This is a genomic window from Bacillus paranthracis, from assembly GCF_024296885.1.
Taxonomy (GTDB): domain Bacteria; phylum Bacillota; class Bacilli; order Bacillales; family Bacillaceae_G; genus Bacillus_A; species Bacillus_A paranthracis.
The window spans coordinates 2,658,722-2,671,754 of record NZ_CP101135.1; the positions used below are offsets into that span (position 1 = coordinate 2,658,722).

General features: G+C 33.7%; 17 protein-coding genes. All 17 read right to left on the reverse strand.

Features of this window, described 5'->3' with window-relative positions:
* Positions 1-15 precede the first annotated feature (15 nt).
* Complete coding sequence (locus NLJ82_RS13740) at positions 16-1,002, reverse strand: aliphatic sulfonate ABC transporter substrate-binding protein (RefSeq protein WP_000276921.1); 987 nt, start codon at positions 1,000-1,002, stop codon at positions 16-18.
* 17 nt (positions 1,003-1,019) lie between these two features.
* On the reverse strand, positions 1,020-1,775 hold the full coding sequence (locus tag NLJ82_RS13745) for an ABC transporter ATP-binding protein (protein WP_000218625.1): 756 nt from the start codon (positions 1,773-1,775) through the stop codon (positions 1,020-1,022).
* A 227-nt stretch (positions 1,776-2,002) separates the two neighbouring features.
* Entirely contained in the window at positions 2,003-2,731 is a 729-nt protein-coding gene (locus NLJ82_RS13750; protein WP_000699947.1) for a hypothetical protein, read from the reverse strand.
* Entirely contained in the window at positions 2,728-3,318 is a 591-nt protein-coding gene (locus NLJ82_RS13755) for a TetR/AcrR family transcriptional regulator (protein ID WP_000822635.1), read from the reverse strand. Before NLJ82_RS13755 ends, NLJ82_RS13750 begins: the two co-directional genes overlap by 4 nt.
* Positions 3,319-3,521: 203 nt before the next feature.
* Positions 3,522-4,031, reverse strand: a complete 510-nt coding sequence (locus NLJ82_RS13760) for a ribonuclease FAU-1 family protein (protein WP_001037864.1) — start codon at positions 4,029-4,031, stop codon at positions 3,522-3,524.
* Positions 4,032-4,133: 102 nt separating this feature from the next.
* A complete protein-coding gene (locus NLJ82_RS13765; RefSeq protein ID WP_000525962.1) occupies positions 4,134-4,628 on the reverse strand; it encodes an NUDIX hydrolase in 495 nt (164 codons plus the stop codon).
* Positions 4,621-5,670, reverse strand: coding sequence for a hypothetical protein (locus tag NLJ82_RS13770; protein ID WP_000117467.1), 1,050 nt, complete (start codon positions 5,668-5,670; stop codon positions 4,621-4,623). The genes NLJ82_RS13765 and NLJ82_RS13770 overlap by 8 nt, the downstream gene beginning before the upstream one ends.
* 12 nt (positions 5,671-5,682) lie before the next feature.
* Positions 5,683-6,156, reverse strand: a complete 474-nt coding sequence (locus NLJ82_RS13775) for a tetratricopeptide repeat protein (RefSeq protein ID WP_000400626.1) — start codon at positions 6,154-6,156, stop codon at positions 5,683-5,685.
* Between the two features lie 123 nt (positions 6,157-6,279).
* Positions 6,280-6,969: a phosphopantothenoylcysteine decarboxylase domain-containing protein gene (locus NLJ82_RS13780; protein ID WP_000676715.1), complete on the reverse strand. Its 690-nt coding sequence runs from the start codon at positions 6,967-6,969 to the stop codon at positions 6,280-6,282.
* A gap of 15 nt (positions 6,970-6,984) precedes the next feature.
* Positions 6,985-7,782 carry a BA2930 family N-acetyltransferase gene (aacC, locus tag NLJ82_RS13785; protein ID WP_012644449.1) on the reverse strand — a complete coding sequence of 266 codons (798 nt, stop codon included), beginning with the start codon at positions 7,780-7,782 and terminating at the stop codon, positions 6,985-6,987.
* Between the two features lie 176 nt (positions 7,783-7,958).
* Positions 7,959-9,206, reverse strand: coding sequence for a glutathionylspermidine synthase family protein (locus NLJ82_RS13790; RefSeq protein WP_000287868.1), 1,248 nt, complete (start codon positions 9,204-9,206; stop codon positions 7,959-7,961).
* Positions 9,207-9,226: 20 nt separating this feature from the next.
* A complete protein-coding gene (locus NLJ82_RS13795) occupies positions 9,227-9,838 on the reverse strand; it encodes a hypothetical protein (protein WP_001242159.1) in 612 nt (203 codons plus the stop codon).
* Positions 9,839-9,948: 110 nt separating this feature from the next.
* Positions 9,949-10,350 (reverse strand): GNAT family N-acetyltransferase, encoded by a 402-nt coding sequence (locus NLJ82_RS13800; protein ID WP_001053117.1) that lies wholly within the window; start codon positions 10,348-10,350, stop codon positions 9,949-9,951.
* A gap of 56 nt (positions 10,351-10,406) precedes the next feature.
* Entirely contained in the window at positions 10,407-11,345 is a 939-nt protein-coding gene (locus NLJ82_RS13805) for a DMT family transporter (RefSeq protein ID WP_000643664.1), read from the reverse strand.
* Between the two features lie 54 nt (positions 11,346-11,399).
* On the reverse strand, positions 11,400-11,936 hold the full coding sequence (locus tag NLJ82_RS13810; protein ID WP_000653991.1) for a DinB family protein: 537 nt from the start codon (positions 11,934-11,936) through the stop codon (positions 11,400-11,402).
* 14 nt (positions 11,937-11,950) lie between these two features.
* A complete protein-coding gene (locus NLJ82_RS13815; RefSeq protein ID WP_000620338.1) occupies positions 11,951-12,451 on the reverse strand; it encodes a GNAT family N-acetyltransferase in 501 nt (166 codons plus the stop codon).
* A gap of 34 nt (positions 12,452-12,485) precedes the next feature.
* Entirely contained in the window at positions 12,486-13,031 is a 546-nt protein-coding gene (locus tag NLJ82_RS13820; protein WP_001025001.1) for a GNAT family N-acetyltransferase, read from the reverse strand.
* Between the last annotated feature and the right edge of the window lie 2 nt (positions 13,032-13,033).

Genomic DNA, 13,033 nt, shown 5'->3' on the forward strand with positions numbered 1-13,033 from the left:
TTATACAACCTCTTTTCACTTCGCCTTTAACGCTTTTTCTACGAAAGAATTATCTACAACTTTATCTGTCTTAATTTCTTTCTTTATAGAACCAAGCTTATATTGAAAATCTGCTGTCTGTTGCTGTTCTGCAACTATTTCTTTCGTTACTGGAACTAAGATGGGTTTGTCGTGATTAAACACTTCTTTTACAATATCTGCATCTATTTTCTTTGCAGAAGTGTATATTTTTATTGCTTCATCCAAGTTTTCATCTTGCCATACACGTGCTTTTTCATATACTTTAAGGAATTTCTCCACTAATTCTGGATGCTCTTTCGCAAATTTTGTTCTCGCAATTAAAAACCCTGGAGAAGATACATTTAATTGTTCACCATCTGTAATCACCTTCGCTCCTTTATTTACCGTATGTAACGATATGAAAGGATCCCAAATTGCCCATGCATCTACTGATCCTGATTCAAATGCTGGCTGCGCTTCATCTGGTTGCAGTTGAATAACATTTACATCTTTCGCATTGATACCTTCTTTATCAAGCGCTCGATACAATAAATTAAATGCGCTACTTCCTTTTGCTACTGCGATTTTTTTACCTTTTAAATCTTTTACACTCGTAATCTTGCTATCTTTTTGTACAAGAATCCCTGTTCCTTTTCTCGCATAACTTGTATTAGCAATTTCGGTAAATTCAATACCTGCTGCTTGCGCGGAAATAACTGGAGAATTGCCAACTTCACCAAAGTCTAATCGATTTGATGCGATTGCCTCAAAATAAGGAGGTCCGCTTTGGAACTCTGTCCATTTCACCTTAACTCCTTCTTTTTTAAACTCCTCTTCAAACCATCCCTTTTTCTGCGCGAGTAATAGTGGACTTAATCCTTGCTGAATACCAATTTGTACTGTTACATCTTCCTTCTTACTACTTGCTGTACTTTTCTCACATCCGAATAAAAATAAAGAAATAGCTAATGCAAAAGAAAGAACTTTAAATTTTTTATACATAAATATTCACCCTCTCCCTATAAACTTGTTTGAATCAATCCTCCATACTCAAACTGCTGTAATACTTTCTTTCGAATTTCTTGGAATGACTCCGAAGTTTTACTACGCGGATAAGGTAAATTATTTTCAATTACTTTATGTATTTTTCCAGGCTTTGCACTCATGATGACAATTCTGTTTGAAAGATATATTGCTTCGTCTATATCATGTGTAACGAATATCATTGTCGTCTTTTTTTGTTCCCAAATGTTGAGCAGTACTTCTTGCAAATGACTTCGGGTAAATGCATCCAATGCTCCAAATGGTTCATCAAGTAATAATACATTAGGATCTCTTAGCAACGCTCTTGCAATCGCAACACGTTGTGACATCCCGCCTGATATTTCTTTCGGATATGATTTTTCAAAACCGTCTAACCGAACAATTTTAACCCATTCCTTTACCTTATCCTTCACATACTTATCTTTTAATGACAAATCAGCTGCAATGTTTTCTTCAACTGTTAACCACGGAAACAGACGATGCTCTTGAAATATAAATCCTTGCTTCTTACTCGGTTTTGTTATACGCTCCCCATCAATAATGATTTCACCTTCAAAATCGTTGTCTAAACCTGCAATAATTTTTAATAATGTACTTTTTCCACAACCACTCGGACCAATTACTGTAACAAAATCCCCTTTTTCTAATTGAAAATTAATATTCTCTAATACTTGAACAGTACCAGTTTGCTTAGAAAAATATTTTGATACCTCATTAATTGAAACAGTCACTTCTTCCCCTCCTTGAAATGATTCATCTAAATGAATAGATTCAGTATTTATGTAATAAAAAAACCAAAGGCATTTTATCAATAGATAAAATGCCTTTGGTTTCTCCAATCAGCAATACGTAATAGAATTAAGTACATATTATACAAATATTTCCGATAAGTCAACTAGGTTTTATTAAAAAATACATATGATTCGTTTAAATACCCTTATTGTTATTTATATAAAAATTATTTTTTATGTTCCTTAATCCACTGTAACCAATAAGAAAACTCACATGCCAAATGCATTTGATGCGATTCAATAAGACTATTAGGACAAAGTGCCGGAAACTCTACAACTAGACTTACTTCTATACCAGTATCTGTATCTTTGAATTGATGTCGAACTCCACCAATAGTAGTACCGTCTTTCATACGTGCAACACCTGTTGATTGGTATTGATAAGACTTATCTCTAGGTGTCTTTAATCCTGTTTCGTCACCAAAAACAATAAAAAATTGAACTGGAAATGGAGAATTACCAGTAGTTTCGATAACCTCCAATTCATTTTCCCCAAAGGGTCTTAGTACGTAGTGATCTGGACAGGCTGATAAATTCACTTGATTATTTTCATCTGATTGTTCAAGCATAAAACTATCAATTCCATTTATCGCCTCTTCTGCTGTAATCCCATCTAAATAAATATTTGTTTTTGAAAATTTTCGTCTATCACCAGATAAAGCAGTACAAATACGCATACCCATTTCACTTAATTTAAGTTTAGATTTTAACTTATCATACATTTCATTGTATGAATAATTTAATTTTAGTTCTGTTAGTTTTTTTATCATAACGTCTGTATCATTTAATTCTGGCTCTTTATGTCCTAATGTATTGAAAACTTTTTTCATACGTTCTTTTTTCCACTTTGTAAGTTGTTCATTCGAAATATTGTTTCCATCAATCATGATCTTCATATACATTCTCCTTCTCTTTGATCATATCGTAGTGTATTTAATACTAAATTAACCATTTCTCGCTTCATGTCTAGATTCAAATTCACCTCTGAATGAGCAATACTGCTAAGACCGTATAAAATAAATCCTGATGCTAATAATGAGTTATCAATATTAAAAATCCCAGTTTTCACCCCTTCTTCGATTACTTGTCGAATTAATGGCTGCATTCGCGTAAATAATTTCTGTTCCAGTTGAAAATGTTGTTCCGTCTGAAACGAACTCACATTTTTATAAGGCGCTAATTTTTCGATAAATGTCCAAAATATATTTAGAGAATCTTTCAGCTTTTGCATGACAGACCGTTCATTAGAAACAAGTATTTCTTCAATTAACTCCATATTTTTCACAATAAAATCATTTAATACTTCATCAACAAAATTCTCTTTAGACTTGAAGTAATAATAAAATAAGCCCGTTGCTACACCAGCATGATTCACAACATCTTTTATGCCAAATCCTTTCATACCATTTTTCATATATAGTTCAAAACCAATATCCATCAACTCTTGCCTTCTAACATCTGGTTCTTTCGATATTCTTTTCATAGGTCATCTCCTACTATGTTTTACCCTCGACTGAATCTGATTCAATCATAAACGACTGAACTATATTCAGTCAATATTAGTTTCCACAAAAAAAGAGTAATCTCAAGAAATATACATCTAACCTTAGACTTATCAAAAAAGTTAGATCATATAACTTAAGACTACTCAATTTCATTAAACACATATTTTCTTTTCAAATCGCTTTAGTTTAACCACACCATTTCTGTCTCTACAATCATTTGAGGAAGCGTCTTTTGAATTATTTCCTCTAATACATTAAGAGCTTCATTCACATAACCATCCTCAAACTCCTCTAAAGACTCAGGCAACTCATCCTCATCTAAAATAAAATATTCTCCACTTGGAAGTACCAAAATATCAATAATTAAGTCTTCAAATGACACTAGTTCATCTGTTATTTGCGTATTTTTTACAACATTAAAATAAGAGCCTAAATACGTTCCATTCTTATCTCTCCATATGTATAAATTGTACGGACGATCTTCCCAATAGTATGCAATGGTGTAACTTCCTTTTGGGATTGTTAAACTCGCAAGATGTGCAGTCATTGTAAATGAATACTGAACCTCATGAAATAGCACGATACTTTGCAACTGCTTTTCAAGTAATAAACAAGTGTGTTCTACTGTTGTCGAGTCATATCTTATTTTTCTTTCTATAATTTCACTTTTTGGTGTTAGTAATTTATTCATTCTTTGTTTCCCCTTATGCTATTTCTAGCTTTATTATATCCATTTATATAGTGATAAAGAAGTGTTTGGTCTCCAAATACACAATAAAAACTCCCTCTTATTTTAGAAGGAGTTTTTCACTGTCCATGTTTCATATTTTTTTACTTCTAATGGAAGCTCATTTGTTTTCAGCCACTCTACTGCACTACATACAAGCGGAGATGAATTGTCTTCTGTAATGCTTTCTATAGAAACCCATCTCGCTCCTAAAGAATCTTGACCTTCAAATTGTTTTGGTACTATGATTTTCCCTGCACTCTTTTCAACTTCATACAAAACTGCAATATGGTGTACATGTGTATAATCTTTAAACTTTGAAGGGTATTGAAAATCAACCGTTCCTACTTGCTTTATAACCTTTACTTCTAATCCAGTTTCTTCTTTACATTCCCTATGGAGTGCCGCTAACAGCGACTCCTCTTCATATAAGCTCCCACCAGGTAGATCATATCTATTCTTATATGGACCTTTTGATTTATCGATTACTAATATATTATTATTTTCGATACAAATACCGTACACACCAAACGCACGATGAAAATTAATAGCATTACCCATGTTTTAATTTCTCGGTAACTGCATCATAAAATTTCCGTTCCTCATCAACATTTAAGTGAACACGACTTACTGTTTTAGAAAATCCATATAACAATTGTGCTTTTATTGGCTCTTTAAGTATTATTTCAAATGTTGGAGGTTCCTTTATAAATTCCATCACCGTTGCGTCAAGAAGCTCTTTCTCTTTTTTTAAAAGTTCTCCTTTATAAAACGTAATCTTATCAATTTGTGTAAACGGTATAATGATTTTCTTCCCTAATCCAATTTGAATAATTACCTGTTCTTCCGTAACAATAATTGGATTTTTACGCATTGCTTGTATTTCAGCTAAAAAATAAAACATTGCATATACGTTTAAAATAAGTAACACCCATGCTACAACTGGATTCCATTGATGAAACAAATAATGAAAACCGATACTTTCTATTAAGGTCGCATGGATGATCATAATATATACACCTATTGCACCAGTCTTTTTGTGATATGAGTATACGGATTCACCTTCTGGCACTTTTTCACGCCACGATAAAAATGCATAATAGATTAACTTACACTCTGTTACAATGATATCTATTAATTTATTTCTTTTCATAGTGTCGTCAAACGCAGCATCAATTGCATAAGAAAATGAAGAATACTCACTTTTATATTCTTTACATTTTTTTATTATGTTAGGAAGCTTTCTAATAATTTTATATAGAAGGAATAACTCAAAACATACAAAAGCAATTTCCCCTGCAACTATAATATAAGAAACGTATGAAAAAGCTTGTAAATAGTCGCTTGGAATAATAAATCTTGCAAATATATAACCAGCTATTACAACAGGAAATATATACGTTAACGAGTACCTTTTTCGAATAATAAAGAAATACGTAATGATTGGAATTACAAACATACAATCTAATATTGATCCAAGGACAACTTCTTTCGGAGCAGCTGGTACAATCGGAAGAGCATATAATAAATAGTTTGATAACAAGATTAAAGATACGAGTCCAATCCATATACCTTTTCGCCTTCGCGAAAGTGTGACACTCATATGTTCACTCCTCTATTTAAAAACCTCATTTAAATGATCTTTATAAAATGAAATAGCACGTTCAAATTCTTTCACTTCTTCTACTTTTACGACTGTTTCAAGTAATAATTTCATCGCGGATTCATGATCGTTTACGTTATATTTCGCTAATGACAAAAATACTTTCATCACATCATTATCTGGAAACTGCTGTAATCCTGTTTCTAAAACAGTAATTGCTTTGTCATACTCACCTATACAACGATATGTACTACCAAGGCCGATATAAGCTCCGCAAAGTGACTCACCTTCAAGACCGTTTGCAATTGCCTGTTCATAATACGGCATAGCTTCTGTTTCCAGCCCCATTACATCATGTATCCAAGCACATTGATAAAGTACTTCTGCATCCCTCGTAAAATTCGTTAATCCAATGAGTATCTCTTTAGACTGCGCATATTTCTTTTCTTTCCGGAGTTTAATAGCTTGCTTTAATAAATGTTCCATAGAATTCACTCCTCACCAATTATTCTATGTATCCATATTGAATGGTTAACGTTTGTATCAAAGCAAAAAGTTTCGCTTACCAATATATACTATGCGGATTCACTCTTATCCAAATACTTGAAATTATGAAGCAGTAACGCGATTACATAGTACCTCTAACCTTTTGACAATTTCTTTCGCTGTTTCATCTTTTCCATTACATAACTGCCCTTTACCGTCTTGTCCAATTACGTAGTGCATTGCTCCGCGCGAATATAAAGAATGTGGTGAATTTGCAATCATTACACTCGCCTTCGCTTCTTCCATTCTATTTTTCGCTCTTTCAAACAATTCTTCTTTATTTACGTCACTTTCAAGTTTAAAGCCAACGAGTACTGTTTCTGGATCCCACTCTTTTATTTGTTTTAATACTTTCGGTGCCTTTTGAAAATGTATAATTGGTGCTATATCACTTGAGATTTTTCCATTCATATCAAGAACATTACCCTCTTGATCACAAATCTTGTCCACAATCCAATCAGATCCAGCCGCTGCCATAATAACCACATCGACTTTTTCATGCGTAATGATACTTTTCATTTTATCTTGTAAATCAACAATTCCTTCAAATGGATGTAATTCTAATTGATTGTTTATATCATTCGGTTTCTCCGCAAAATAACCATGTAAATATATAACATGGGCCCCTTTACTTATAAGCTCTTCGGCGATTATTCTTCCAATTGTTCCTTTTGCCATATTTGTATGGCCGCGTACTTGATCCCATTTTTCTAAACAACCACCGCTTGTAATTAATACCTTTTTCCCCTTCATCGTAACCATCCCTTACTAATTTTTCTTACGAAACCATTCTGTTCCAAAGTCAACTATATCACGTTGTTTCATAAGACGGCACTTTGCGTTTCCTATTTTCCCCATTGTTACGGTTCCTTTTTGCTCAAACTCTACACCAATTTCTACAAATTTGTCAGAATCGTAATCCATATCAACAAATTCTTTCCATACTCTTTCACCATTTTCTATAATAGGTGCCCCTACTTTTATTAACTCACATACACCAGAACGTACTTCTGATAAATGTACAGAAGTATTCGAATCATATCCAACACCAATTAATAATATGTATCCGTCTAGATCGTATATTTTTCTTAATGGAGATTCTTCTCCTAAACTCATCGATAGTGACTGATTTACTGTTATTTCTTCTGCATGTCTTCCCCATGCAGCAAAGCTTCCTAATGGATGGTTACTACGTACTACATTCGGATATGTACGAAAACATTCAACTACTTTTCCCATTGCCCTTGTTGGTGTTATATGTGGCTCAAATGCTGGAACGTTATCCCGAATAATTTGCCACCATTCTTCAGGTACAGGTGGTCTTGACCAATGTTTCGGATCAGATAAATCCGAAGACTGAGTTGGCATAATAATCGTTCCCTCTTCTGTAATAACCTCCATTAACGCCTCTACTACTGCAACTGCTCCGCCTGATACCCAGCCAATGGAACTTAACGAAGAATGTACAATAACTGTCATTCCTTTTTCTAATCCTAATTTTCTTAAATCATTTGTAATTGTTTTGATTGTATTTGGCAATTGCGTACTTGCCACTATGTCATTCATTTTCACGATTGTTCCCCCATTTGTTTTAAACTACTACATACATATATTATCATATTTTTCTTAATTTTTAACTTAATCATTTTATCTATGCAAAAAATAAAGGCGTTACATCAAAAACATAAAAACACTATATACAAACAAAGAGCTCACCAAAAATGATAAGCTCTTTGTTTCATTTATCCTTCAATTGTAACTCCAGTAAACATCGATAAATTTCCTGTTATTTTCTCACCTACACGTAAAAATAAACCAGCAGCTCTCCCGCTAATACAGTGTGAACCAATTAATAGTTTACCAGTATACGGACCGTCCCACGTGTCAATTGTATAGTCTGGCATTTCTATGTATTGCTGATATATTTTCCGCTGTTCAAAGTAATACTCTGTTTTATCTTCAGCTAATAGTTCATTATTTTCGTATATAGATACTCCTCCGCCTTCACGGCCGTATAAAGGTTTAGAAACATAGGATTCATTTCTTTCTATAAACGGTTTATTTGTAAAATATGTTGGTAGGAAGTATTTCTGAATGATTCCTCGCTCCTCTTCCTTAAAGAAAACTTCTTCTTCGTAAAGTTGCCAAATTAATGCGAGTACACTTTTATTTTGCATAAGAAAAGCAGCTGGTGGATTAATGATTTTCACTCTGCCTTGCGCTATATGATCTAAAAACTGAAGTCCAATTCTTTTCCCGTTTTTATCAGTGTCTGAAACTAAATATTCAATTGGATATAGTCTATATAAATAATGAATTCTCTCACCATTTTGCGTATATATACCATCATCTGCAACGACGATATCTTGTATACCTATATAATCCGTTGACTGATCTAAACAATAGCTTCTTAAAAATTGAACTGTTTGATGGTCTTCATCATGCCAATCATAACTCGTAAAATAAATCGTTTCTCTAGGATCTATACTATAGTCATGTTTAATTTGTTCCCACGCCTGCACAATATGCTCTTCTATATGATTTGGATGATTTACATCGTGATAACGGCATAATACTTCATTTGCGACAGATGGCTCTAAATAACCTGTTGGTGTATCACAATTTACTTCTATTAACTTTATATCTTCACCATTTACGATAAAGTCAAACCTTGTAAAATATGAAAACAAACCAGTATGTTTCATTCTCGCAATTTCCCACGTTTCGGCTGGTAATCCTAGTGTTTGAAAATATCCTGTTGTATTTACAATATATTGATATGTTCTATATAATACGTACATAATTTCTTCTGTCGCTTTTGAAATAGCAGTATAAGTTTTTACTGGCATACGATACATACCTGTTGCCATATATTGATTCCATTCATCATTCTCTAATAGGCTCGGCCATGTAAAACCATTCCTACCAGCCTCTTCTGCAAGTGAAAACCATACTTTCATATACTCTTTCTGTTCTTGTTCTGTATACATGATTCTATTATCCTTTCGTGTTATGATCCGGCTGGCGCTTTTGCGTTCCCAATTCCACTTGAACCTGAATTCACTTTTGGCGTTTGTGTCGTAGATGATTTTGGCGTATTTGTATCTGGCGTCGCTTTATTTGAGGAATTTGGCTGTTGTTTATTTAAATCCACTTTATTAGAAGAATTATTGTTGTTGCTGTTAGTTCCACCGTAGTATCCTCCTCCACCGCTGCCACCAGTTCTACTTTGGTCTTTCTCACGATATGGAATAATATTATTTGCATACGGTTTCTTCATTATATTTGGTTTTGCTGTATAATTCATATTTGAAGTTCTGCTTGCTAATAAATATCCTGCTACGAATGGAAGTATCGGTAAATGTGAATTTTCATGATACGATGAAAATGATGGATTCATTTCCTTACATAACTCATCATTTTCTACATTTTCATTAGTAGGCGTTTTATCATCGCAATTTAATGTTTCTTGTTCATTTCCCTGTTTTGCACCATCTGTTTTAACAGCAGTACTTTCTTGTTGAGCAGTATCTTCTTCATAATCACCACATCCAGTTAATAAAAAAGATGATACCCCTATTGAAGTAGCAATTTTTATAAATTTACTTTTATCCATTCTCATGTGTTATACACCTAATTTCCATTATCTATATTTTTCCAGATACCTTTATTATATAATGTAAATGTTACTTTTTTCAAACTAAACACAATATATATTTGCATATTTTCGTACTATTTTTCCAAATAACAATGAAACCTTTCAATCCCCGGATATTTTTCTCCTAAACTTTGAATCTGAAAACCCATTTTCTTATAAAATTTTACTGCCTCAGCGTCTGTCTCTGCCTCTAGATACGTCAATTGATACATTCTTACTATTTCCTTTATCATTTGCACCGCTATTCCTTTATGACGATATTGCGGTACCACTGCTATGTGGCATATTCTCGCTTTATTTGCTCCGGTTATTTCAATACCTATGCAAGCCTTTTCCTCATATTTATGCAAAGTCCCTTTATTGCTTTCATAAAATAAAACTGCTTTCTTTTTGCTAGATTCACTTGGGCCGACTGCATACAGTAGTACATTTAATATGGGATCTTTCTCAACTTGTTTAACACATTGCAAATTCATATCATCATTCCTTTCTATGAAAAAAGATTAGCTCTTTATATAAAGAGCTAATCTCATCACGCAGTTATTTTTTCTTCTTTCTTCACAACGACCGCTACATAACTATGTAGTATCATTCCGATAATAACGAGGCTCATACCAATCCAAGATAAAGATGACGGAATTGGTGCAGATAACAAGATAAGTTCTCCTACTAGCGCAAATAAAACCTCACCGGACTGAGTCGCTTCCACTGTTGCTAGTTTTTGTGGATCATCTTTTACAAGATCTGTCGCAAAGAAGAATAATACCGTTGCGATTAAGCCAGAACTAACTGCTACAATAAAACATTGAAAAACTTGACTACTTGACGGTAGTCCGCCTGTTGATACTTCATAACCAGATAGTAAAAACCAAAATGGTAAACTGGCTAAAGTCATACCGAGAACTCGCTGGAATACATCTAACTCCCCTTTACAAACTTGCATCATTTTTCGATTTCCAAGAGGATACGCAAACGCTGCAATAAGTACAGGAACGACACATAAAACAGTTTCACGAATTCCTAATGAAGAAGCATGTTCTACTTGCATGAGTACAACACCGCATAAAATAATACCCGACATAACTAATTCCTTCATTGGGAGTTTTTTATGTAATGGATCTACCGCAAAAAATGGTGTTAATAAAATCCCTGCGACGATTGTAATTTGCCATGTTGATGCAACGAGCCAACCAGGTCCAAAAGCTCCGGCAAAACTAAGTGGTGCATAGAAGAGACCAAATCCAACGATACTCCAAACTAACCATTCTTTCGGATTGTTTTTCATATATTGAAAGAGTTGCTTTAAGTTTCCTCTATACATGACAATAAGTAAAAGCATCGGAACCATAAAGTAGTACCGTAATGATGCACTCCAAATCCAGCTTCCACCTTCTAAGTCCATCGCCCGGTTTAAAACGAAGGTAAAGGCAAAGAAAAATGATGCCAATATCCCTACTGCTATAGCTTTCATTATAAAACCCCTTGTTCAGTTTCTTCTTACTACTATACAACAATTTAAATATAATTAAAATTCGAATTTTTCATCTCGCGTGTATCTAGCTCTATATAGTTTTCTTAACTGACTAATATGAGCTTGATGGTACCGATTATGATCAGCTATGTGCCATATCCCCCACCTTATAGTCGCATTTTCTCCCTTTTCATAAAGAACTTCTCGTATTAAATCATTTTCTGTTAGTTTCATACATTCCTCATAAAACATATGTTGCACAACTTCATAATTTTGCATTAATTGTTGCAACGTCTGTTTTCTTAAACTTGGCAGCTCTCCTGCTTCATTTAACATAGGTCCATATATATTTTCAAGTACGAGCGGAATTGCTTCTCCTTTTAATCGGTACACCCAATGTAAATCGACAACTGCTAAATGTTGAAGTAGTTGTCCAATACTATTTTCATTATTTTCTGTCCCTTTAAATGACAGTTCTTTCTCATCAGTACCTTCTACTAACTTTTGCAGTCGTTTAAATGTATCCGTAACCGTCGCATACAAAATCGCAACTTGCGGGTTCATATTTCTTTGCAAAAGTAGATCTTTCATATGAAACTCCCCCCTTACAAGAACAACACCATATGTTCATCATCACTATACACACCATTCATCTTTATAGCTCTCTTTTCAATCCCATACGTTTTAAAGCCCATAGATTCATACAACTTTTTTGCTGGCTCATTTGTGGAAACAACACCTAATGTCAATTGTTCCAAGTCCATTTCTCTTGCTCTTTCAATTGCCTTACGTATTAACTCACGTGCAAGGCCACTTCTTCGATTGCTTGCATCTACATACATCGCAACGATATGCCCTTTATGTTTATACGCCTCTTTCTCTTCTGTTAGTAAGGTGACAACTCCAACTAATTGATTCTCTTCATTAAAAGCACCAAATGTACAACTAGTAGCAGCTGATAAATTACTTTCCACTCGCTTAATAGGATTTTCCTGACGAATCGCCTCTTCATAAGTTGTTACAAATGCCTCAGGGTTTACTTGTAATGCTTGTAAACGTAAGTCCCAATATTTTTTTGCATCTTCTTTCGTAAGTAATCGAATCATATTTCTCTATCCCCTTTTAATTAACATAATATTTTTATAAACTACTAATTAAAGATTGATATTCTTCTCTTAACATACTATAACGATAGCGATGAATGAACTGACCTCTACGTAATCGATCATTTCTCATTAACCCTTCGCATACAAAACTAGCCTTTTCATAGCTCTTTCTAGCTTGAAAATTATCTTCATCTACACGTAGCCATACTTTTTCTAATTCAAATTCAAAGAATGCTACATGTAACATACTATATAGGGCTGCTATTCCATACCCTTTCCCCCAGTATTCTTTATTACCAATCGCGATTCCCAATTCTGCATTTTTATTTGTTTTATCAAAGTTTTTAAGATCTACCCATCCAATATGTATGCCGTTCTCTGTAGTGATTGCTCTTTGTTCATAACCATTTTTTCGATTTATACATGCTTCAATCCATTTTTTTGTATCTTCACGAGTGAACGGTGGATATTGATCTGGTACAACTAAATGTTTTGTTACTTTTGTATCTAATGACCATTGATATCGGTCTTCTACATCATCTAGTGTCAGTTCTCTTAATTGAACGAATGGTATATTCATTG